The 22131-nt window shown below is 63.7% G+C and carries 19 protein-coding genes; 8 read left to right on the forward strand and 11 right to left on the reverse strand.

All coding sequences use genetic code 11. From position 1 onward, the window contains the following. Positions 1–197 precede the first annotated feature (197 nt). Complete coding sequence (locus HX855_RS26990; protein ID WP_177090897.1) at positions 198–797, reverse strand: helix-turn-helix domain-containing protein; 600 nt, start codon at positions 795–797, stop codon at positions 198–200. A gap of 282 nt (positions 798–1079) precedes the next feature. On the opposite strand from HX855_RS26990, the gene glnT reads away from it, so the two are divergent. From glnT to HX855_RS27015, 5 genes are all read left to right on the forward strand, one after another. Continuing rightward, the gene (gene glnT, locus HX855_RS26995; protein ID WP_177090895.1) at positions 1080–2414 is read left to right on the forward strand and encodes a type III glutamate--ammonia ligase; all 1335 of its coding nucleotides are present in this window, start codon (positions 1080–1082) and stop codon (positions 2412–2414) included. Positions 2415–2436: 22 nt separating this feature from the next. After that, positions 2437–3342, forward strand: coding sequence for a glutamine amidotransferase family protein (locus tag HX855_RS27000; protein WP_177090893.1), 906 nt, complete (start codon positions 2437–2439; stop codon positions 3340–3342). 11 nt (positions 3343–3353) lie between these two features. Then, the gene (locus tag HX855_RS27005) at positions 3354–4028 is read left to right on the forward strand and encodes a protein glxC (protein WP_177090891.1); all 675 of its coding nucleotides are present in this window, start codon (positions 3354–3356) and stop codon (positions 4026–4028) included. A gap of 15 nt (positions 4029–4043) precedes the next feature. Further along, positions 4044–5366 (forward strand): FMN-binding glutamate synthase family protein, encoded by a 1323-nt coding sequence (locus tag HX855_RS27010; protein ID WP_027603581.1) that lies wholly within the window; start codon positions 4044–4046, stop codon positions 5364–5366. A gap of 199 nt (positions 5367–5565) precedes the next feature. Continuing rightward, entirely contained in the window at positions 5566–6891 is a 1326-nt protein-coding gene (locus tag HX855_RS27015) for an ammonium transporter (RefSeq protein WP_177090889.1), read from the forward strand. A gap of 311 nt (positions 6892–7202) precedes the next feature. On the opposite strand, the gene HX855_RS27020 is transcribed toward HX855_RS27015, so the two are convergent. The 9 genes from HX855_RS27020 to HX855_RS27060 all read right to left on the reverse strand — a co-directional run bounded on the left by HX855_RS27020 (position 7203) and on the right by HX855_RS27060 (position 18115). After that, positions 7203–8108, reverse strand: coding sequence for a bifunctional 5,10-methylenetetrahydrofolate dehydrogenase/5,10-methenyltetrahydrofolate cyclohydrolase (locus HX855_RS27020; protein ID WP_177090887.1), 906 nt, complete (start codon positions 8106–8108; stop codon positions 7203–7205). Between the two features lie 72 nt (positions 8109–8180). Next, positions 8181–9860, reverse strand: coding sequence for an APC family permease (locus tag HX855_RS27025; RefSeq protein ID WP_177090885.1), 1680 nt, complete (start codon positions 9858–9860; stop codon positions 8181–8183). Positions 9861–9942: 82 nt separating this feature from the next. Next, positions 9943–12252 carry a DUF1989 domain-containing protein gene (locus tag HX855_RS27030; protein ID WP_177090899.1) on the reverse strand — a complete coding sequence of 770 codons (2310 nt, stop codon included), beginning with the start codon at positions 12250–12252 and terminating at the stop codon, positions 9943–9945. A gap of 2 nt (positions 12253–12254) precedes the next feature. Further along, positions 12255–13622 (reverse strand): NAD(P)-binding domain-containing protein, encoded by a 1368-nt coding sequence (locus tag HX855_RS27035; RefSeq protein WP_177090883.1) that lies wholly within the window; start codon positions 13620–13622, stop codon positions 12255–12257. 21 nt (positions 13623–13643) lie between these two features. Then, positions 13644–14510, reverse strand: a complete 867-nt coding sequence (purU, locus tag HX855_RS27040) for a formyltetrahydrofolate deformylase (RefSeq protein WP_177090881.1) — start codon at positions 14508–14510, stop codon at positions 13644–13646. Between the two features lie 31 nt (positions 14511–14541). Continuing rightward, positions 14542–15672: an aminomethyltransferase family protein gene (locus HX855_RS27045; protein WP_177090879.1), complete on the reverse strand. Its 1131-nt coding sequence runs from the start codon at positions 15670–15672 to the stop codon at positions 14542–14544. 41 nt (positions 15673–15713) lie between these two features. After that, positions 15714–16730, reverse strand: coding sequence for a DUF3445 domain-containing protein (locus HX855_RS27050; protein ID WP_177090876.1), 1017 nt, complete (start codon positions 16728–16730; stop codon positions 15714–15716). Positions 16731–16742: 12 nt separating this feature from the next. Next, the gene (locus tag HX855_RS27055; protein WP_177090874.1) at positions 16743–17672 is read right to left on the reverse strand and encodes a PDR/VanB family oxidoreductase; all 930 of its coding nucleotides are present in this window, start codon (positions 17670–17672) and stop codon (positions 16743–16745) included. Next, positions 17669–18115: a dimethylamine monooxygenase subunit DmmA family protein gene (locus tag HX855_RS27060; RefSeq protein WP_177090872.1), complete on the reverse strand. Its 447-nt coding sequence runs from the start codon at positions 18113–18115 to the stop codon at positions 17669–17671. Before HX855_RS27060 ends, HX855_RS27055 begins: the two co-directional genes overlap by 4 nt. A 246-nt stretch (positions 18116–18361) precedes the next feature. On the opposite strand from HX855_RS27060, the gene HX855_RS27065 reads away from it, so the two are divergent. Genes HX855_RS27065 through HX855_RS27075 form a run of 3 tightly spaced genes read left to right on the forward strand, consistent with a single transcriptional unit; the run spans position 18362 to position 20804 of the window. Then, on the forward strand, positions 18362–19432 hold the full coding sequence (locus tag HX855_RS27065) for an ATP-binding protein (protein ID WP_177090870.1): 1071 nt from the start codon (positions 18362–18364) through the stop codon (positions 19430–19432). Further along, positions 19401–20060: a response regulator gene (locus HX855_RS27070; RefSeq protein WP_177090868.1), complete on the forward strand. Its 660-nt coding sequence runs from the start codon at positions 19401–19403 to the stop codon at positions 20058–20060. The genes HX855_RS27065 and HX855_RS27070 overlap by 32 nt, the downstream gene beginning before the upstream one ends. Continuing rightward, positions 20061–20804: a PAS domain-containing protein gene (locus HX855_RS27075; protein ID WP_177090866.1), complete on the forward strand. Its 744-nt coding sequence runs from the start codon at positions 20061–20063 to the stop codon at positions 20802–20804. A gap of 157 nt (positions 20805–20961) precedes the next feature. Here HX855_RS27075 and HX855_RS27080 read toward each other — a convergent pair whose 3' ends face one another. Next, positions 20962–22116, reverse strand: a complete 1155-nt coding sequence (locus HX855_RS27080; protein WP_177090864.1) for an ABC transporter ATP-binding protein — start codon at positions 22114–22116, stop codon at positions 20962–20964. Positions 22117–22131: the final 15 nt, after the last annotated feature.

A 22131-nucleotide genomic window follows, 5' to 3' on the forward strand; every position in this document is an offset into this window, starting at 1 on the left:
GGGCAGGGACGCCCCGTCGCGGCGGCCCGCGGAGCAATGCCGGAGTGCGGGCACACCGAGCCTAGGCGAGGTGCCGAGTGGTGGGGCAAGAGCCCTTTTGGTTACTTTTGGGGCTCTTTTCCAAAAGTGACCCGCCGTAAGGGCGGAACCCTAAGCCGCCGTTACCTAAATAACGGATATGTACTCGCTCCCCCCAATCACTCCTTGTCATTCCCATAATTCATGATCGACAACAACCGAATCGGCACCTGCACCAACGCCTCGGGCCCATGGGGAATCTCCCCCTCAAACGTCAAACTATCCCCGGCCTCCATCCGATACAGCTGATTCCCATGCCGGTAAATCAACTCACCTTCCAGCAAATGCAAAAACTCCGTCCCCGGATGGGCAAACGTCGGAAACTCCTCACTCGCATCGTCCATGCTGACCATATACGCCTCGAAGCTTTTCTTGGGCCCCCGCGTATGGTTGAGCAAGTGATAGGTGTGCCCCTTCTCGGTCCCCCGACGCACCACTTCCATCCCGTGGTCAGCCTTGACCAACAAGGCACTGCCATCCTGCTGGTCATACTCACTGAACAACTTCGATAACGGCAGCCCCAGCACATCACACAGGCGGCTCAAGGTATCGAGGCTGGTCGACACCTGGGCGTTCTCGATCTTGCTCAACATGCCCTGGCTGATATCGGCAATCTTCGCCACATCAGACAGCTTAAGGTCCTGCGCCTGACGCTGGCGTTTGATCTGCAACCCCAGGTATTGCTCCAGCTTGAGGCGAGGGGCGGTTTCGGTGGACATGATCATCGGCTCCTGCACGGTTTCCGCTCAGTAATATTATTTTCGCACTGGGAAAGTGCAAAGCATGGCGCTTATAAGGCCACCCCGCCACACGTATTCCTGCGGGGAAAAGAATTTTCCCATATATACAGCACAAAAGCGCTGCTCCGCGCACATCAATGCGCCATTCGCGAATCTGGCAAGGGTATTGCATTCCTATGGGGAAACTAACTTTCTTTTTAGGAATAAAAAGACAGCCTAGCCCCAACCCACTGTTTTGCCTTTCGCGAGGAGTGACACGCAATGTTGCCAGCAGAAACCCAGCGCATCATCGACAAGCACGGGATCAAATACGTGCTTGCGCAGTTTGTGGATATACACGGTGCGGCCAAGACCAAGTCGGTGCCGATCTGCGGGCTCAAGACGGTGGCCGAAGAGGGCGCAGGTTTTGCCGGTTTTGCCATCAGCGGCATGGGCATGGAACCCCACGGGCCCGACTTCATGGCCCGCGGTGACCTGTCGACCCTGACCCCGGTGCCATGGCAACCCGGCTACGGGCGAGTGGTGTGCGTGGGCCACGTCGACGGCAAGCCCCATCCCTTCGACAGCCGCTACGTGCTGCAACAGCAAGTGCAGCGCCTGCAAGACAAGGGCTGGACCCTCAACACCGGCCTGGAACCCGAGTTCAACCTGATGCGCCGGGACGAGCAGGGCAAGCTGCAATTGGTCGACCCCAGCGACAACCTCGACAAGCCTTGCTACGACTACAAGGGCCTGTCGCGCTCCCGGGTGTTCCTCGAGCGCCTGACCGAAGCCCTGCAGGCGGTGGATTTCGAGGTCTATCAAATCGACCACGAAGACGCCAACGGCCAGTTCGAGATCAACTACACCTACAGCGACGCCCTGACTTCCGCCGACCGTTTCACCTTCTTCCGCATGGCCGCCGGCGAGATCGCCAATGACCTGGGCATGATCTGTTCCTTCATGCCCAAGCCCGACCCGAAGCGCGCCGGCAACGGCATGCACTTTCACTTGTCCATCAGCAGCGCCGAGAACAAGAACCTGTTCTTTGATGCCAGCGACCCCAGCGGCATGGGCCTGTCGAAAATGGCCTATCACTTCGCCGCCGGCTTGCTCGCCCATGGCCCGGCCCTGTGTGCGTTCGCCGCGCCGACGGTCAACTCCTACAAGCGCCTGGTGGTGGGCAACTCCTTGTCCGGCGCCACCTGGGCCCCGGCCTTTATTGCGTTTGGCGCCAACAACCGTTCGGCCATGGTGCGGGTGCCTTACGGCCGCCTGGAGTTCCGCCTGCCGGACGCCGGCTGCAACCCGTACCTGGTCAGCGCCGCAATCATCGCGGCCGGCCTGGACGGGATTGATCGCCAGCTGGAAATCGACCACGTCTGCAACGAAAACCTCTACAGCCTGAGCCTGGAACAGATCGCCGAGCGCGGCATCAAGACCCTGCCCCAATCCCTCAAGGAAGCCTGCGACGCGCTGGAAGCCGACCCGCTGTTCGTCGAGGTGCTGGGCCCGCAGATCGTGGGTGAGTTCATCAAACTCAAACGCATGGAATGGGTTGAGTACAGCCGCCATGTGAGCGACTGGGAAATCCAGCGCTATACCGAATTTTTCTGACACCGTGTGACGGAGACTTGATATGTGTGGAATCGTAGGTCTGTACCTGAAAAACCCGCAGTTGGAACCCCAGCTCGGCAAGTTGTTTGAACCCATGTTGCAGGCCATGACCGACCGTGGCCCGGACAGTGCCGGGTTCGCCATCTACGGCGATGAAGTGGCCGATGGCTGGGTCAAGCTGACCCTGCAGGCGACCACCGAAGGGTTTGACTGGAAGAGCCTGATGGGTGACCTGGAAGGGCGCCTGGGGTGTTCCCTGGATTGGTTTCAGAACGCCAGCGCGGCCGTGTTGAAGATCCACGCGCAAGAGGCGCCTGTGCGCCTGGCCCTGGCTGAGCTGGCGCCGAGCGTACGCATCATGAGTGCCGGGCAAAGCATCGAGATCCTCAAGGGCATGGGCCTGCCCCGGGAAATTTCCCAGCGCTTTGGCCTGGCGAACATGCAGGGCAGCCACATCATCGGCCACACCCGCATGGCTACCGAAAGCGCGGTGACCATGGAAGGCAGCCACCCGTTTTCCACCGGGGCCGACCTGTGCCTGGTGCACAACGGTTCGCTGTCCAACCACTTCCGCCTGCGCCAGGAACTCAAGCGCGAAGGCATCCATTTCGAAACCGATAACGACACCGAAGTCGCCGCCGGTTACCTGACCTGGCGCCTGCAGCAGGGCGATTCCCTCAAGGAAGCGCTGGACCACTCCCTGGAAGACCTCGATGGCTTTTTCACCTTTGCCATCGGCACCCGTAACGGCTTTGCGGTGATCCGCGACCCGATTGCCTGCAAGCCGGCGATCCTCGCCGAGACCGACGACTACGTCGCCATGGCTTCCGAGTACCAGGCGCTGTCGAGCCTGCCGGGAATTGAAAACGCCAGGATCTGGGAGCCCGCACCGGCCACCTTGTACATCTGGGAACGCGAGTCAGCTTAAGGAGCGCACACATGAAAACCATCGATCTTTCCACCGCCAGCGTGCGTGACCTCAACCAGGCGCTGCACGCGCAGGCCATCGACAGCGAGTGGCGCGTCACCCATTCCAACGGCAAGCACAACCTCGCCGTGGGCGTGAACCAGGCGGTGTCCATCGATATCGAGGGCCACGCCGGTTACTACTGTGCGGGCATGAACCAACAGGCGTCGATCACCGTGCACGGCAACGTGGGCGTGGGCTGCGCCGAGAACATGATGTCGGGCTCGGTGCGCGTCAAGGGCAGCGCCTCCCAGGCGGCCGGCGCCACGGCCCATGGCGGCTTGCTGGTGATTGAAGGCGACGCGGGCGCCCGTTGCGGGATTTCCATGAAGGGCATCGACATCGTCGTTGGCGGCAGCATCGGCCATATGAGCTGCTTCATGGGCCAGGCCGGGCGCCTGGTGGTGTGCGGCGATGCCGGCGACGCGCTGGGGGATTCGCTCTATGAAACCCACATCTACGTCAAAGGCACCGTGGAATCCCTGGGCTCGGACTGCATTGAAAAAGAGATGCGCAGCGAGCACCTGCAAGAGCTGCAGGCACTGCTCGACCTCGCCGGTTTCGCCCATCAGGCGGCGGACTTCAAGCGCTACGGTTCGGCCCGCCAGCTGTACAACTTCAAAGTCGATAACGCCTCCGCGTACTGATCCAGGAGCTACGCCATGACAGAACAAACCCCTCCGGTACTGCGCGAGTCGGCCACCTTCGACCGCCTGACCATCCAGGAAATCCAGCGTGCCGCCGAAACCGGCATCTATGACATTCGCGGCGGTGGCACCAAGCGCAAGCTGCCGCACTTTGATGACTTGCTGCTGCTGGGCGCCAGCGTGTCGCGCTACCCGCTGGAAGGCTATCGGGAGAAGTGCGGCACCGACGTGATCCTGGGCAACCGCTTTGCCAAAAAGCCGATTCACCTGAAGATCCCGGTGACCATCGCCGGCATGAGTTTCGGCGCGTTGTCGGCCAACGCCAAGGAAGCCCTGGGCCGTGGCGCGACCATCGCCGGCACCAGCACCACCACCGGTGACGGCGGCATGACCCCGGAAGAACGCGGCCAGTCCCAGCACCTGGTGTACCAGTACCTGCCGTCGCGCTACGGCATGAACCCCGACGACCTGCGCAAGGCCGACGCCATCGAGATCGTCCTGGGCCAGGGCGCCAAACCCGGTGGTGGCGGCATGCTGCTGGGGATGAAAGTCACCGAGCGCGTGGCCGGCATGCGCACCTTGCCGATCGGCGTGGACCAGCGCAGCGCCTGCCGTCACCCGGACTGGACCGGCCCGGATGACCTGGCGATCAAGATTGCCGAACTGCGGGAAATCACCGATTGGGAAAAACCCATCTACGTGAAAATCGGCGCCAGCCGCCCGTATTACGACGTGAAACTGGCGGTCAAGGCCGGTGCCGACGTGATTGTCCTCGACGGTATGCAGGGCGGTACCGCCGCCACTCAGGAAGTGTTTATCGAACACGTGGGCATCCCGATTTTGTCGGCCATTCCGCAAGCGGTACAGGCTTTGCAGGAAATGGGCATGCACCGCAAGGTCCAGTTGATCGTGTCGGGCGGCATCCGTAACGGTGCCGACGTGGCCAAGGCCATGGCCATGGGCGCCGACGCGGTGGCCATCGGTACGGCAGCGTTGATTGCCCTGGGGGATAACCACCCACGGCTGGACGCAGAACTGAAAAAGATCGGCTCGGCCGCCGGCTTCTACGACGACTGGCAGAACGGTCGCGACCCGGCCGGCATCACCACCCAGGACCCGGAGTTGTCCAAGCGGCTGGACCCGGTGGAGGGTGGCCGTCGGCTCGCCAACTACCTGCGGGTGATGGTGCTGGAAGCCCAGACCATGGCCCGTGCGTGCGGCAAGTCGCACCTGCACAACCTCGACCCCGAGGACCTGGTGGCGTTGACGGTGGAATCGGCCGCCATGGCCCGGGTACCGCTGGCGGGAACGAGTTGGGTGCCGGGTTCCGGTTACTGAGTTCTACCCTGTAGGAGCGAGCTTGCTCGCGAAGGTCGTCAACGATAACGCCGGCATCCTGAATGCACGTGTTGTCCGGGCGTTTTTCGCGAGCAAGCTCGCTCCTACAGGTTTAGATCAACGGGCCCGCCAAGAGGCCCGCACACTAAAAGTTGCTCACTGCCAGGCACTTTCCCATTCTTTTGCAGGAGCTTTGAACATGGTCAATCGTCTTCTTGGCAAATCGCTTTTCGGCTTACTGGTCGCCAGTGCCTTCGCACCGTTGGCCCAGGCGGCCGACGCCCCCGTCTTGAACACCGGCAGCACCGCCTGGATGATCACCGCCGCGGTGCTGGTGTTGTTTATGTGCCTGCCGGGCCTGGCGTTGTTCTATGGCGGCCTGGTCCGCGCGAAAAACATGCTCTCGCTGTTCACCCAGTGCTTCGGCGTCGCCGGCCTGGTGGGCGTGTTGTGGGTGATCTACGGCTACAGCATGGTGGTCGACACCACCGGCATGGTCGAGGGGCAGGTGACCTTCAACAGTTTTGTCGGCGGGTTGAGCCGGGCGTTTCTGGCCGGCATGACCCCCGAGAGCCTGGTGGGGGATATTCCGGAAGGCGTGTTCGTGACCTTCCAGATGACCTTCGCCATCATCACCCCGGCGCTGATCGCCGGGGCCTTTGCCGAACGCATGAAGTTCTCGGCGGCGCTGCTGTTCATGGCCGTGTGGTTCACCCTGGTCTATGCCCCGGTGGCGCATATGGTGTGGGGTGGTTCGGGGGCCTTGATGCATAACTGGGGCGTGCTCGATTTTGCCGGCGGCACCGCCGTGCACATCAACGCCGGTGTGGCAGCGCTTGCCGCGTGCCTGATCCTGGGCAAGCGCAAGGGCTACCAGAACACCCCGATGCCTGCCCACAACCTGAGCCTGACCATGGCCGGCGCCGCCATGCTCTGGGTGGGCTGGTTCGGCTTCAACATCGGATCCGGTGGCGGGCTCAACGGCTTGTCCGGGATTGTCATGCTCAATACCCAATTGGGCGCCTGCGCCGGGATTCTCGGCTGGATGTTCACCGAGTGGTTCAAGGTCGGCAAACCGAGCGCCCTGGGCCTGGCGAGCGGTGCCCTGGCAGGCCTGGTGGGAATTACTCCGGCGTGTGCCTATGTGGGCGTCGGCGGTGCCCTGGCCATCGGCCTGCTGTGCGGGGTGTTCTGCTACTTGAGCGTGACGGTGCTGAAGCGTCGCTTTGGTTATGACGACAGCCTCGACGTGTTCGGCCTGCACGGCATCGGCGGGATGATCGGCGCCGTGTTGACCGGTGTGTTCTGCGTGCCGTCCATGGGCGGACTGGTGGAAGGCGTGACCATGGGCGGCCAAGTGATTGCCCAGATCAAGGGCGTGCTGCTGACCACGGTGTATTGCTTCGTGATCAGTTGGATCATTCTCAAAGTGGTCAATGCCCTGATCGGCCTGCGTGCCCACGAATCGGTGGAAGAGATGGGACTCGACCTCGCGGAGCATAACGAGCGGGCCTACAACCACTGAAATTCCTGCTGAATAAACACCGATCAAAAATGTGGGAGCGGGCTTGCTCGCGAAAGCGGTGTGTCAGTTAGCGAAGTATTGACTGATCCATCGCCTTCGCGAGCAAGCCCGCTCCCACAGGGGTTTTGTGGTGTTGCTCAGTGCAGCGCCTGCTCACGTGCTTGCAACCACTGATACTCCTGCTGAATAAACACCGATCAAAAATGTGGGAGCGGGCTTGCTCGCGAAGACGGTGTGTCAGTTAGCAGAGTATTGACTGATCCACCGCCTTCGCGAGCAAGCCCGCTCCCACAGGGGTTTTGCGGTGTTGCTCAGTTCACGGCCTGCTCACGGGGTTGGGCTGCCCGTTGCAGTTGGGCGGCAATCAGGGTGTTCTTCAGTAAGTACGCAATGGTCATCGGCCCCACACCCCCGGGCACCGGGGTGATCGCGCTGGCCACGGTGCGGGCGCTGGCGTAGTCCACGTCCCCCACCAGGCGCGTACCCGTGTCGGTGACGATGCGGTTGATGCCCACGTCAATCACCACCGCGCCAGGCTTGAGCCAGCTGGCGTCGATCAGATGTGGCCGGCCTACGGCCGCGACGACGATGTCTGCCAGGCGGCACAACGCCGGTGCGTCAACGCTGCGCGAGTGCACCACGCTGACCGAGCAGTGGGCCTGCAACAACAGGGTCGCCATGGGTTTGCCGACGATGTTCGAGCGGCCAATCACCACGGCGTGCAAGCCGCTCAAGTCGCCGCAGGTTTCGTGCAGCAGGCGCATGCAGCCGCTGGGGGTGCAGGGCGTCAGCACTTCCAGGCCTTGCACCAGCCCGCCGACGTTTTCGCGGTGAAAGCCGTCCACGTCCTTGATCGGGTCGATGGCGTGAATCACCGAGGCTTCGTCGATAGGCCCCGGCAGGGGCAACTGCACCAGGATGCCGTTGACCGCAGGGTCGGCGTTCAGCCGGGCAATCAGCGCCAGCACCTGCGCCTGGCCGGCATCAGCCTCCAGCCGGTATTCAAGGGAGCGGATTCCGACTTCCTTGGCCCGCAGCAGTTTGTTGCGCACGTAGACCTGGCTGGCAGGGTCTTCACCCACCAGCACGACCGCCAGGGCCGGGTAGATCTGCTGTGCGGCCAGCACCAGAACCTCTTCGCGAACTTCGTCGAGAACCTGGGCCGAGATGGCCTTGCCGTCGATATCGCGGGCAAGTACCGGGAAGGAGCTGGTCAAAAGCGTCACCGTTGTCTGGAGAAGTAAAGGCGCTGAGGGATAAATCCCTCAGCGATAGGCAGGCCAGGTCGCTCAGGCTACCAGTTGATGGCAGCCATACACCACCAGCACGCCGGCGATCAGCGTGGCATAGGGCAACCAGCCGGCGCGCTTTTGCCCCTCGTCGGCCTGGATATACAGGTCGTTGAGCATGGCGGCGGGGAAGCGGCCCTTGTCCTGCACGTAATGGCGGAACAGGAACACCGGCAGGATCAACAGGGCCAGCAACAGGCCGGTCACCAGCGTGCCCGCGCCCCAGATATCGGCCCCCAGGCCCATGCACGCCAGGTTGACGAAGCTCAGCACGCCACCCGCCGCCAACAGCACGGTGGGGGCTTTGTACGGGCGCACCCAGTCGGGACGGTCCAGGCGGTGGATCCAGCCGGCATTCAGGTTAAGGAAGTTGAAGATGATGTAGCTGACGTTGGACGCCGCAAGCACAAACACGTAGTCGGACATCAGCAACAGCAGCAGGTTGAACGTCAGGTCAGTCCACATCGCCGCCGTGGGCGCACCGTGTTCGTTGGTGCGTCCCAGGTATTTGGGCAGCCAGCCATCCACCGACGCCTGGTACAGGGTGCGCGAGGAACCGGACATCGAGGTCATGATCGCCAGCAAGGTCGCCAGCACCAGCATGATCAGCACGATATTGGCGACCACCTTGCCACCGCCGATGCTGTCCGCCATGGCCTGGCCAACCCCCATGCCGCTGTAGATCGCCGGTGACAACAGGCCGCTGTACACCGCCGGGGTGACGATTGCGCCGCTGGCGTCAAGCACCGCCGGGGTCACCAGTTGGCCCAGCCCCAGGCTGCCTTGAAACGCCAGGGGCACCAGGGTGAACACCAGGATGCACAGCAGGCCGGCGTAGAAAATCGCCTTGAAGGTGTCGCGCTTGGGGTCTTTGAATTCCCGGGTGTAGCACACCGCCGTTTCAAACCCGTAGGTGGACCACGCGGCCATAAACAGCCCGCCGGCCATCAGCGACCAGCCGGACATATCCCAGGGGCCATCGATCACTTGCCCGGCCGCATCATGGGCCAGGGGGTACAGCGGCAGGAAGTTGGCCTGGGCCGCATCCCCGGTGAACAACGGCACCACGCCCACCAGCAGCAAAGGAATCAGCGAGGTGACGCCCAGCACCAGGGTCAGGCGTGCCGAGCGCAGGATGCCGCCGTGCTGCACGGCAAACACCGTCAGCAGAATCAACAGGCCAATGCCGAAGGTCGCGTTGATCCGCAACGACAGCCCGCTCTTGATCCAGCCCAGGTCCAGCAGGGTCAGCTGCCAGGTGTTGATCAGTGCATCGGCGGGAAACAGCGCGGTCAGGATATAACCCGCCGCCAGCCCCGAACCGATGGACAGCACCGGCGACCAGGCCAGCCAGTTGCACCACACCGAAACCGGTGCGATCAGCTTGCTGTAGCGCACCCAGGCCACCGCGCCGTACACCGAGGCACCGCCGGATTTGTGAGGGAACAACCCGGCAATCTCGGCGTAGGTAAAGGCCTGGATAAACCCGAACAGGATCGACACGATCCACACGATCCACGCCGGTTTACCCACCGTCGCAGCAATGGCGCCAATCGAGAACAACACCAGGGCAGGCACGCCGCTGGCGACCCAGAAGGCCCCGCGCCAATCGATCTTGCGGTGCAGGCTGCCCACCGGGCTGGCGGCCTGCGGTACGGCCTCGAACGTCGTTGCTTCCATCTTCGTATTCCCATGTCTGCATAGCGGTTAAGAGGGGCAATCAAAGTGGGCAGTGAAAATGGGGTGGCGCACACAGGGGCGATCAGCTGCGTACCCGGCTTTTGTCCGGGTCGTAGAAAATCGCTGCGCTGACCGTGGCGCTGATGCGCTTCTGCAGGCCATCGACTTTGCCAATCTCAAGTACCGTGCCGGGCTCGGCGCAGACCACGTCCACCCGGCATAACGCAATGTTGCTGGCCAGCAGCGGGGAGCGGCAGGCACTGGTAATGACCCCGACCCGGGCCCGGCCCTGGTACACCGGGTCGCCATGGTGCGCGGCCTCGTTGCCGCTCAATTGCAGGCCGACAAGCATGTGGCTGGGGTGGGCACTGCGCCGCAACAGGGCGTCGCGACCGATGAAATCATCGGTTTTGCTTTTCAGCGGTACGCTGAACCCGATACCCGCCTCGAACGGGTCGGTCTGGTCGCTGAACTCGTAGCCGGCAAAAATCAGCCCGGCTTCGATGCGCAGCAGGTCCAGGGCTTCCAGGCCCAGGGGCACCAGGCCCAAGGGCTCGCCGAGTTGCCAGAGGCGGTCCCACACCCGTTCTGCATCCTCGGGGTGGCACCACACTTCGTAACCCAGCTCGCCGGTGTAGCCGGTGCGCGAAATCATCAACGGGCAGCCGTCGAAGCCGTCCAGCCGGCCCACCAGAAAGCGGAACCAGCCCAGGCCTTCCAGGCTCGGTTGGGTGGGCGGCGTCCAGACCATCTGTTTCAGCAGCTCGCGGCTCAGCGGTCCTTGCACCGCCAGGTTGTGGATCTGCTCGCTGGCGGACTTGATCCACACCTTCATGCCCAGTCGCAGTGCCTGCTCCCGCAGCCAGACCCCGGCGTAATCCTCGCCGCAGATCCAGCGGAAATTGTCCGGCCCCAGGCGCAGCAAGGTGCCGTCGTCGAGCATGCCGCCGTGGGGATGGCACATGGCGGAATACACCACCTGGCCCACCGCCAGGCGCCGCACGTCGCGGGTCAAGCAGTACTGCAACAGGCTCTCGGCGTCGGGGCCGATGATCTCGAATTTGCGCAGGGCCGTCAGGTCCATCACCGCCACCCGCTCGCGGCAACCTAAGTATTCCTCGGTCGCGCCGTAGCCGTCGTAGCGCAACGGCAGCCACCAGTTGCGGTAGTCGGTGAAGCTGCCGGTAAGGCGGCTTGTGCGTGAGTGGAACCCGGACTCACGGGTCAGAATCGGGTCGGCATCGGCCGTGGTTCGAGTGCTCATGGCGATGGAAAAACGCTCCTGCTCGCGGTAGAGACGGACATGAATATCCGTCGGGTTCCAGCCATTGGCCGGGTCGATGTCATCCGGGCACGAGGTACTGCCACACAACAGGTCGGTCATGGCCCGCAGCAGCACGTAATCACCGGGCCGCGACCAGGGCTCGTCCAGGGTCATCTGCTGGTGCGCATCAATGCCGGTGTTGAAGAAGAAATTGATCGCCGGCCAGCCGTTGCGCGCCTGCACACCGTGGGGCGCCAGGACCCGGCTGAGGTTGTCGCTGCAGTTGTCGTGCCCGAAATAGCCATGGGTCTCGTAGTAGCGTGCCGCACAGGCCAGGGCGAAGGAATCGTGGCGGCCGACGGTGTCTTGCACCACCTCCAGCATGGGCTGCATGTTCCGGTCGAAAAACTTCGAGAACAGCCCGGGTGCCGGGTAAGCGCTGCCGTTCAGCGTGCGGGTGACGGTCTGGTCCAGGTCCAGTTCCACGCCGCGGTCCAGGGCCCGGCGGTCGAGGGCGACGAAGTCCGAGCACTGGCGGCCCGCGACGTCCAGCACCTGCACGTACTGGCCCTTGGCGACGGTGTAGCTGTGGGCCGTGCCGGCGCGCAAGGTGAACTCGTCCAGCACTTCGCCCAACGGCTCGGGCAGGGCGGGCACCAGCAGCGGCGAAGGGTTGGCCCGTGTCACCCGCAGGCGCAGTTCGCTGGGCCGGTATTGGCTGTCCACGGCGGTGGGCCCGGCGGGGGCGGCGACAATCACCAGCAGCGGGTCATGGGCGATAAAAAGCCGGGCGTGGCCGGCCGGGCTGTCGGCGTCCCACAACGAGGCGGCGAGGGGCAATTGCTGGGGGTCGATGCCGCGCCGGTTGAGCGCCTGGCCGATGCGCCCGGAGACGCCACAGGCCGTTGAACCGTGCAGGCCCCAACTGGCCAAGGCGCTGCGCCCGCCGGCGTCGAGGGCCAGCAGTTCGCAGGTTTGCCGGCCTTCGACGTCGATCACTTGCAGGCTGTCGCCGGGCTGTAAATCCACCAGGGTGACTCCGCCGGCGGCCACGCGGTAGCGTTCCAGGTTCGGTGCTCGGGCGAACAGCCCGGGTTCGTGCGGACGGGAAACACGCGGTGAGTTCATCATCAGCCGACCGACTTGATAGGCGTCGCGGGCTCGCCCAGGTACGCCGCCATCGAGTCATCCAGCGCTTGCAGCCACGGCGTGTGGTGGGGCGGCGATTGGGTGCCGGTCATCAACGAACGGTAGGACTTGTCCCGATAGCCCATGATGTTTTCCGCCTTGTCGTGCTTCCAGTGCAGGAAGGTTTCGTTGACGGCGGCGATGTCGAAATTCGGGTAGTCGGTAGCGTCCACCAGGTGCTGGATGTAGGCGCCCTGGTACTCGAACATCTGCTGGTTGGTTTCCAGGGTCTGTTCCCGTGCGTGCCATTGCTGGCTGTCGGCGACCATCTCGGCCTGGCCGGGCAACGGGATGCGCCCCAGGATCACATCGCGGGCATACCAGGCCTGGGCATCGAACATGTTGAAGGAGTACCACTGGTCCTGCATGCCGAGGTAAATCAGGCGCGGGTTGGGTTCCCAGAACACGCCCTTGTAGAGGTTCATCGGCCACAGGCGGTTGTCGGTCTTCAGGCTCAGCTCGTCCGGCAGGAACGGGAAGTGATGCTTGTAGCCGGTGCACAGGATCACCGCGTCGATGTGCTTGCTGCTGCCGTCGACGAAGTACGCGCGGTTGTTTTCCAGGCGTTGCAACAGCGGTTTTTCTTCCCAGTTGTCGGGCCAGGCATAGCCCATCGGCGCGGTGCGGTAGCAACTGGTGATACTGCGGGCGCCATATTTGTAGCATTGCGAGCCGATGTCCTCGGCCGAATAGCTGCTGCCGACAATCAGCAGGTCCTTGTCCTTGAACTCCAGGGCTTCGCGAAAATCATGGGCATGCAGAATGCGCCCGGCGAACTGTTCGAAACCGTCGAAGTACGGGACCTTGGGCGTGGAAAAGTGGCCGCAGGCGTTGATCACGTAATCGAATTCTTCAGAGGTCAGGGTGTCGCTGTTGTAGTCGTGGGCCTGCAGGGTGAAGCGCTGGGTCTGGTGGTCGAAGGTGACTTGGCGCACCACATTATTGAAGCGGATGTAGTCGCGCACGCCGGCTTTTTCCACCCGGCCCTTGATGTAGTCCCACAGCACCTCCCGGGGCGGGTAGGAACCGATGGGCCGGCCAAAATGTTCTTCAAAGGTGTAGTCGGCAAACTCCAGGCATTCCTTGGGGCCGTTGGACCACAAGTAGCGGTACATGCTGCCGTGCACCGGTTCGCCGTTCTCGTCCAGGCCGGTGCGCCAGGTGTAGTTCCACATGCCGCCCCAGTCCTGCTGTTTCTCGAAGCACACCAGTTCGGGAATGGCGGCGCCCTGGTCGCGGGCCGACTGGAAGGCGCGAAGTTGAGCCATGCCGCACGGGCCGGCGCCGATGATTGCTACACGTAGAGTCATGAGCGTGCCTCCTGAAGGGGTTCAGCGAAAGATCACTGTCTTGTCCTGGTTGATGAACACCCGGTGCTCCAGGTGGTATTTCAGGGCTTTGGAAAGGGCGACGGTTTCGGTGTCGCGGCCAATGGCGACCAGCGAGTCGGGCAGGTGGGTGTGGTCCACGCGCTGGATTTCCTGCTCGATGATCGGGCCTTCGTCGAGGTCGCTGGTGACGTAGTGGGCGGTGGCGCCGATCAGCTTCACGCCACGGTCGTAGGCCTGGTGATAGGGCTTGGCGCCCTTGAACCCGGGCAGGAACGAGTGATGGATATTGATCGCCCGCCCCGACAGCTGTTGGCACAGGCCATCGGACAGAATCTGCATGTAGCGGGCGAGCACCACCAGGTCGGTCTGGGTGTCCTCGACGATGCGCATCAACTCGGCCTCCTGGCTGGCCTTGGTGTCTTTGGTGATGGGCAGGTAGATGAAGCGAATGCCTTCGCGTTCGGCCATGGCCCGCAGGTCCAGGTGGTTGGAGACCACGGCGGTGATGTGCATGTCCATCTCGCCCTTGCGGTGGCGGTAGAGCAGGTCGGTGAGGCAATGGTCGAACTTGCTGACCATCAGCAGCACCCGGGTGGGCTGGCGCGAGCTGAACAACTGCCAGTGCATGTCGAAGCCGCCGGCGAGGTCGCCCAGGCCTTCGCGCAGGGCGCCGATATCACCGCTGACCCCGGTGTTGAAACGGAACACCGCACGCATGAAAAACTGCCCGGTGAACTCGTCGTCAAACTGCGCCAGCTCACTGATGTAGCACTGCTGTTGGGCCAGGCAAGCGCTGATCGCTGCGACAATCCCGGACGCCGCCGGGCAGGTGATCTTGAGAATGTAATGTTCGCGGGAGGCGTCCATCGAAAGCTCCTGAAATAAAGTGAAGGAAGGCTCAGCCCTTGGCCGTGCGCTTGGTTTTTTCCGGGTCGTCAAACGGCAGGGCGTGGGTCAGGGCCGTGCCTTCAAGGCTGCCGCGCACCTGCACCGCAATGCCGGGCTCGGAGCAGGCGACGCTCATGCGCGCGATGGCCATCGAGCGTTTAGTGAGGCGCGAATACATGCCACAGGTGACCACGCCGACTTGCTGACCGCCTTGCCACAGGGTGTCGCCGGCCTCGGCCGGGCGTACGCCGTCGAGCAGCACCCCGGTGATCTTGAAGCGCTCCTGGCCGCGCAGGCGCAGGTGTTCTTCGGCGCCGCGAAAGGCTTGTTTGCCAGGGGAGACGGTAAAGTCCAGGCCCATTTCCCAGAGGGTGTCGCCGGCCTTTTGATCGGCGAAGGGGTACATCTGCGAGTTGTCGTAGGGGAAAAACATCAGCGAGCTTTCCACCCGCAGCCAGTCCAGGGCGGTGAAGGCGCACGGGATAATCCCCAGGCTCGCGCCCTGTTCGAGGATGGTGTCCCACAGCGCCGGCGCGTCGGCTGCCTTGCAGAAAATCTCGTAGCCGCGCTCGCCGGTGTAGCCGGTGCGGGAGATCATCACCGGGCGGTCGAACAGGCGGGTTTGCAGGTGGTGGAAATACGGCAACTGGCGGATGCCGGGCACGTGCTCGGCGAGAAAGTCCACCGCCAGCGGGCCTTGCAGCGACAGGTCGTGCAGGTCGTCGTCGAACAGCACCGCCACTTGCCGGCCCTGGGCGGAACGCACCAGCATTTCATGCCCGGTGCCGGCGCCGTGCACCACCATGAAGGCGTTGGGGCCGGTGCGGTAGACGATGCAGTCATCGACGAATTTGCCGTCCTCGTCGAGCATCGAGGCGTACACCGATTTGCCGGGGTAGAGCTTGGCGATGTCGCGGGTGGTCGCCCACTGCAACAGGCTCTCGGCGTGCGGCCCCACGTAGTGGACTTTTTTCAGCCCCGACACGTCCATCAGCCCGGCGCGGGTGCGGATCGCCTGGTGGTGGTCGGCCAGCTCGCTGCTGTAGGTCCAGGCGGTGCCCATGCCGTTCCAGTCTTCGAGGTTCGAGCCGAGGGCGCGGTGCCGCTCGGCCAATGCAGAAATACGCCATGATTGGGTCATGTGAGGGTCCTTTGGGTAAAAAGAGAGCCGGGAAATGAGGCTCAGGCCAGCGGGTCGAATTGGCTCAGCCACTCCACCAGCGTGTGTCGGTAGCGGGTCATGCCCTTGTAGTCGGCGATGGCGTCGGGCAGGTCGCGCAGTACGCGGTGCAGGCGACAGCCCCAGCCGGGTTGGGTGACCAGCTCATTCATGCTGATCAGGTAGGTGCGGATGCTGAACATCACCGCGTGGCTGCGGGGCAGCCGCGCCATCACTTGCAACTCGACCCGCAGGTGCACCTGTTGCCCCACGTTTTGTGCAGTGATCTGGCCGCGGTCCGCGCCCCATTGGTGAAAGGTTTCGGGGGAGGAATCCAGGCGCGGGTTGATGGTCAGGGTCCAGTTCAGGCGCCGCACCGGCTGGCCGGTCTGCAGGTTGAGCAGGTACTTCAGGGCCCGGTCGAACACGCCCATCTGATGGGCCATGGGCACCGGTGCATGCCACTGCTTGAAGCTCATGCCGGCATCGAATGCCAATGACCAGTCGGCCGGGCCGGTGATCAGGCCGGCGTCCATGTACAGGTCGCCGTCGCGCTGGTCGAGCAAGGCAAAATCCCCCTGCACCTGGCGCCCGATAAACTCCAGGGGTTCGCAGGGCAGGCTGGTGGCGTCGCCAAACACAAAGTGCTGGTCGATTGCCAACACGTGGTTTTGCCAATGCCAGCGGTCGGCGTCACGGGTCAGGCTGAACCATTGCGGGTAGTCGGCGGCGAGGTGTTCCATGAGCATCTGCAAGGCATCCCAGGCGGCCACTTGCATGTGCGGCATCACCAGGTAGCGGCGCGGGTCCTTGTCCAGCACCAGGGCGCGTTCGGCCATTTCCGAACGGTAGTGCTCGTCGATGTCGAAGCCATGTTCATAGATCGAACCCGGGTCCCGGGAGGTGGCCGGTTCGATGTTCACCGAGTACAGGTAGCTGTCCTCGATAAAGGGAAAGGGAAAACGGCGGATCGCCGCCGGGCTGTTGTGAAAGCTGAAGTCATCCCGATAGCTCAGCACGGGGCTCGATGGAAGAGGCATGGTCAACAACTCCTAGAGGTCCAGCGCAACGCATGGGCCGTTGCCGCGAGAGACGCAGGGCATCAGAAAGTCGGCCTGTTCGGCCGGGGTGAGGAAGCTGTCGCGGTGTTCGATGGCGCCGCCCAGGTGACGGGTCATGCACTGGCCACACACCCCGCCACGGCACAGGTTGGGCACTTGCAACCCGGCGGTTTCCAGGGCTTCGAGCAGGCTCTGCTCGGCCTCGACCCGCAGGCGCCGATCACTGCGCAGCAGGTGCAGGTCGAACGGCTGGCCCGGCTGGGCGCCCTTGAACGCTTCGGCGTGCACCCGCTTGGGCGGCCAACCGAGGCGCGTGGCCTGCTGTTCAACCGCGTCGAGCAGGGACTGCGGGCCGCAGGTGTAGACGTGGCAGCCCAGCGGCCGGTTGCCGAGGATGTGGCTCAGGTCCGGGCGGCTGGCGTAGGTGTGCAGGCGCCCACCGAGGCGTTGTTGCAGCTCGTCGAGGTAGGCGTCGCTCAGGCCCGGCCGGAACAGGTAATGCAGTTCGAACTCGGCCTGTTGCTGTTCCAGGGCCGCGATGTACGCCATGAACGGCGTGATGCCGATGCCGGCGGCGATCAGGATGTGCTGGCGCGCCGTGGCGTGGGGGGCGAACAGGTTGGCCGGTGGCGAGATCTGCAAGGTATCGCCGACCTGCACCTGCCGGTGCAGGTAGTGCGAACCGCCGCGGGAGGCCTCTTGCAGGCGCACGGCGATGCGGTAGTGCCGGTTGTGCGCGGGGTCGCTGGTCAGTGAATAGGCGTTGCGCACCTTGCCTTCGGCCAGTGGCAGGTGCACCTGCACGTAGCTGCCGGGCGAGAAGCCGGGCAGGGTGCCGTCGCAGGCCACCAGGGTGAACTCGCGCACCACCGGGGTGAGCATTCTTGCCGCGCTGACCCGTACGTTGAGGGCCGCGCTCATGGCTGGAACCCCGCATAAGGCTTGTCGGGGTTGTTGCACACCCCCAGGTAAGCCCCCAGGCGCCTGGAAAAATGCCCGCGCACCTCCAGCCCCACGTGGCAGCCAATGCAGTTCAGCAACGGCTCCGGTCCGGCCGCCTGGACCAGGCCACAGTGGGCGCAATACACCAGGCGTTGGCCGGGCAGCGAGCACGTCATGCTGATCTCGTGGTCTTCCAGGCCTGCGGCGCGGGCCTCGCCGTGGATGCGCCACACAAAGGCTTCATCCCCCAGCAGGTAGAGCCGGCACCCCACGGTGGCGCTGGCCAATACCTGTTGCAGGCGCCGGCTGAAGTCAGGTTGTTCGGCGTTCAGCAGCAGGGGCTTGTCCAGGGCCGCGGCAACTTCCTGGCCGACGGTTGCCGATTGCATCACCACGATGGGGCGGTTGTGGGTGTGCGTCATGGGGCTCTCCAAGGGGCGTTTTGTTTCCTGTTGGGAGAGATAGTTTCCTATGGGGAAAATCTTCTCAATCTGGAAAAAGGGCTATGCCTTTGGAGATAGTCCTTGCGCGACGGCCGTTCGGGGCATGGAAGTTGCTGGTCTTAACCCAACGTTGAGCAACCGGGCGGGGAGTGATCGAGAGTGCGAACACGACTGAAGGGCTGGCCGCTATGGTTGGGGCCTGTGCGCCCCGACCAGGCGCGTAGCGTGCGCAGGCTGTTGGCGCGGTTGCCCCTGGACCAGGCGCACGCTGACGGTGCCTTGTCGGGTTTTCTGGACCGTTTCGACGCACTGTTGCCCGCCGGCAAGCTCAACCTGATCCTCGGTGGCGAAGACCTGGGGCCGGCCCGGCGCGGGTTGATTGAAGGCTGCCAGGACGTGGCACGCTGCCCCTGGCGTGACGCGTCCGCGACCGACACGCCCCAGGCCTGCGACCCCTGCCGGCAACGGGGTGTGCACCGCCTGGTGTGCGCCTTGCCCGAGGGCCAGAAGGGTGTGTTGCTGCTCGACACCCCCAGGCGCGCCGGTGCCAGTTGGCGCCAGGTGCTGGAGGAGGCTGCGCAGGCGGTGGGGGTCACCGTGGGCCTGCGCAGCCATCACCGCGAGCAACAGCGCAAGCAGGCGACGTCCCGGCACGGTGCCCTGGCCCGTGAACTGCACGATTCGGTGGCGCAGCAGCTGGGTTACCTGTCGTTCCAGGCGCATGGGCTGCACGCCCAATTGGGCGAGCCGGCGCAAGCCAGTGCCAGCTTGCAGGACCTGTGCGCGGGCTTGAGCCAACTGCAGCGCCAGGTGCGCGAGCTGATTACCAGCGCACGCCTGACCATGGACGGACGCTCCCTGCGCCAAGCCCTGGCCGACTCCGTCGCGGAGTTCTCGCGGCGTTGCATCATCGTGTTCGAACTGGACAACCGCCTGGCCGACGATGCCCTGAGCCCGGAAACCGAATTGCAGATTTTGCAGATCATTCGCGAAGCCCTGGCCAACGCGGTGCGCCATTCCCACGCGCGGCACGTGCGCATCGAACTGCGCCAGACCCAGGAGGGCGACGCCTCGGTGTCGGTGGAGGACGACGGCATTGGCCTGAGCCAGGGCTGTGGTGAAGACAACCACTTCGGCCTGGCAATTATTCGCGAGCGCGCCGCCAGCATCGGCGCGCGGCTGACCCTTGAAGCCATCCGCCCCCACGGTGTCCGCGTGCACCTCGGCCTGCGCCGCAACCAAGACCTGCCACAGGAGCGTCTCGATGGACTGCACGACCTTATTACTGATCGATGATCACCCCTTGTTTCGCAAAGGCCTGGCGCAGTTGTTCGGTGCCAGTGACGATTTTGAAGTGGTGGGGCAGGCGGCCAGTGGCCGTGAAGGCATCAACCTGGCCGTGAGCCTGACGCCGCAGCAGGTCCTGCTGGATTTGCACATGCCGGGCCTCAGCGGTTTGCAGGTGCTGGATGAACTGCGCCAATTGCACCTCGATTGCCAGGTGGTGGTACTCACCGCCTCGATGGACCGCGCCGAGCTGTTGACGGCCTTGCGCCTCGGGGCCAGTGGTTACGTACTCAAAGAAACCGAGCCCGACGCGTTGCTGGCGTACATGCGCAATTGCCACAAGGGCGCGATCGTGCTGGATTCGACCTTGATTGCCCTGCTGGCCGATCAGGCCGAACCGGCGCCGCACTGCGAGGCCCCGGGCAGCGACAACCTTACCGAACGGGAAGGCCAGACCCTGGCGTTGATCGCCGCCGGCATGAGCAACAAACAGATCGGCCGGGAACTGGGGATCAGCGACGGCACAGTCAAAATCTACGTGCGCAGCCTGTTGCAGAAACTCGGCCTGCACTCCCGGCTGGAACTGGCGGCCAGGGTGCACAGCGGTGCATTGATGAAACACGAGGAGCGCCATTAAATGAGGGAACGCCCCGAAGCCGTCGTGCAGACCCCGCCGGCGCACCCCATGGATCGTTTTCCTGCCGCCTTGCTTGAGCTGCGCGACGACGGCCAGATCGACCACTTCAACCTGGCCTGGGCCGAGCTGATGGGGCCACCGGGTGCGGAGCGCAATCTGATGGATTACGTGCACCAGGAAGACCGCCCGTTATGGCGCCAGGCCTTGAATGAACTGCGCCGGCGCCCCGACACCTCATTCAACCAGCGCCTGCGGTTTGTGCATCCCTCTGGCGAGCTGCGCTGGTTCGAGGTCAGCCTCAAGCGGGGCGCGCAAGGCTTCTACCTGGTGGCCGGGGACGTTACCGCCCACAAACGCCGCGAGATTGCCTTGCAGGCCAGCCAGCGCAGCAGCATGAGTTTGCTCGACAGCATGCCGGGGCTGATCTATCGCGGGCGCAACAACCGCGACTGGACCATGGAATTCGTGAGTGCCGGGTGCCTGCAACTGACCGGCTACCCCGCCGAGCGGCTGGTAGACAACCATGAATTCACCTACAGCAGCCTGATCCTGGCGCAGTACGCCGATTACGTGTGGCGCGAAGTGCAAAACGCGCTGTCGCGGCACGAGCCCTTCGAACTCAACTACCAGATTCGCTGCGCCGACCAGTCGATCAAGCAGGTGTGGGAGAAAGGCGTGGGGATCTATGCCGATACCCAGGAGGTGCTGGGGATCGAGGGGGCGATTTTCGAGCGCAAAACCTAACGGGCAAACGCGGTTAAACCTGTGGGAGCGGGCTTGCTCGCGAAGGCGGTGTGTCAGTTAGCAGAGTATTGACTGATCCACCGCCTTCGCGAGCAAGCCCGCTCCCACAGGGGGTTTGTGGTGTTGCTCAGTTCACCGCAAAACCCCCAAGGGTGACTCAATGGGCGCCGGCGGCCTTGTTCAGGTCGCTTTCCGCCCACTCGGTGTACACACAGGCATCCGCCGTGGCCCAGCGCACCCGCACCGGATCACCGGCCTTGAGCGGCATGCCCGCCGCAGACAACGCCTTGACCGTCATCGAGGTGCCGCCCAGGGTTTTCACGCTGCAGGTCTGGCTTTCGCCGAGGAACAGCACTTCGCCCACGATCGCCGACACTTCATTCCAGCCCGCCGCCAACGGTTGCCCGGCGGCCTGTTCGACGCTCAGCGCCAGGGCTTTTTCCGGGCGCACCATCAGCAATACGTCCTGGTCGATGTGCAGCCCGGTGGTCAGGCGGATCGACAGGGGCTGCCCTTCGAAAGCACCGACGGCATTGCCCTGGGCCTTGAGTTTGAGGAAGTTCGAGTTGCCCAGGAACGAGGCGACAAACGCATTCGGCGGGTTCTGGTACAGGTCAAAACCGCTGCCCAGGCCGACGATTTTACCGTGGCTGAAAATCGCGATGCGCTGGGACAGGCGCATGGCTTCTTCCTGATCGTGGGTCACGTAGACAATGGTGATGCCAAGGCGCCGGTGCAACTGGCGCAGTTCGTCCTGCAGGTCTTCACGCAGCTTCTTGTCGAGCGCGCCGAGGGGTTCGTCCATCAGCAGGATGCGCGGTTCATACACCAGCGCCCGGGCGATGGCGACGCGTTGCTGCTGGCCGCCGGAGAGTTGGGAAGGGCGGCGGTGGGCGAACGCTTCCAGCTGCACCAGCTTGAGCATGGCGTCCACACGCTTCTCACGCTCGGCGCTGACCAGCTTGCGAATCGCCAGGGGGAAGGCGATGTTGTCGCGCACCGACAAGTGCGGGAACAGCGAGTAGCGCTGGAACACCATGCCAATGTCACGCTTGTGCGGCGGCACATTCACCAGAGATTGGTTGCCCACCAGAATCTCGCCGCTGCTCGGCGTTTCAAAGCCGGCGAGCATCGACAGGGTGGTGCTTTTGCCCGAGCCGCTGGAGCCGAGGAAGGTGAGGAATTCGCCGTCCTGGATGTCCAGCGAGATGTTGTCCACGGCGGCAAAGTCGCCGTAGTACTTGTTCAGGTTGCGCAGGCTCACCAAGGGCTGCTCGTGGCCTTGCGCGGACGTTTTGATCACTGCACTCATGTTCTTCTCCTGGGC

This window comes from Pseudomonas sp. IPO3778, assembly GCF_013386825.1.
In the GTDB taxonomy this organism is placed as follows: domain Bacteria; phylum Pseudomonadota; class Gammaproteobacteria; order Pseudomonadales; family Pseudomonadaceae; genus Aquipseudomonas.

Coding starts and splice junctions, on each gene's coding strand:
- HX855_RS27050 (WP_177090876.1), bottom strand. CDS start 16,730: ATGCCTCTTCCATCGAGCCCCGTGCTGAGCTATCGGGATGACTTCAGC.
- glnT (WP_177090895.1), top strand. CDS start 1,080: ATGTTGCCAGCAGAAACCCAGCGCATCATCGACAAGCACGGGATCAAA.
- HX855_RS27035 (WP_177090883.1), bottom strand. CDS start 13,622: ATGACTCTACGTGTAGCAATCATCGGCGCCGGCCCGTGCGGCATGGCT.
- HX855_RS27055 (WP_177090874.1), bottom strand. CDS start 17,672: ATGAGCGCGGCCCTCAACGTACGGGTCAGCGCGGCAAGAATGCTCACC.
- HX855_RS27070 (WP_177090868.1), top strand. CDS start 19,401: ATGGACTGCACGACCTTATTACTGATCGATGATCACCCCTTGTTTCGC.
- HX855_RS27060 (WP_177090872.1), bottom strand. CDS start 18,115: ATGACGCACACCCACAACCGCCCCATCGTGGTGATGCAATCGGCAACC.
- HX855_RS27030 (WP_177090899.1), bottom strand. CDS start 12,252: ATGAACTCACCGCGTGTTTCCCGTCCGCACGAACCCGGGCTGTTCGCC.
- HX855_RS27000 (WP_177090893.1), top strand. CDS start 2,437: ATGTGTGGAATCGTAGGTCTGTACCTGAAAAACCCGCAGTTGGAACCC.
- HX855_RS27045 (WP_177090879.1), bottom strand. CDS start 15,672: ATGACCCAATCATGGCGTATTTCTGCATTGGCCGAGCGGCACCGCGCC.
- HX855_RS27010 (WP_027603581.1), top strand. CDS start 4,044: ATGACAGAACAAACCCCTCCGGTACTGCGCGAGTCGGCCACCTTCGAC.
- HX855_RS26990 (WP_177090897.1), bottom strand. CDS start 797: ATGTCCACCGAAACCGCCCCTCGCCTCAAGCTGGAGCAATACCTGGGG.
- HX855_RS27025 (WP_177090885.1), bottom strand. CDS start 9,860: ATGGAAGCAACGACGTTCGAGGCCGTACCGCAGGCCGCCAGCCCGGTG.
- purU (WP_177090881.1), bottom strand. CDS start 14,510: ATGGACGCCTCCCGCGAACATTACATTCTCAAGATCACCTGCCCGGCG.
- HX855_RS27080 (WP_177090864.1), bottom strand. CDS start 22,116: ATGAGTGCAGTGATCAAAACGTCCGCGCAAGGCCACGAGCAGCCCTTG.
- HX855_RS27075 (WP_177090866.1), top strand. CDS start 20,061: ATGAGGGAACGCCCCGAAGCCGTCGTGCAGACCCCGCCGGCGCACCCC.
- HX855_RS27005 (WP_177090891.1), top strand. CDS start 3,354: ATGAAAACCATCGATCTTTCCACCGCCAGCGTGCGTGACCTCAACCAG.
- HX855_RS27015 (WP_177090889.1), top strand. CDS start 5,566: ATGGTCAATCGTCTTCTTGGCAAATCGCTTTTCGGCTTACTGGTCGCC.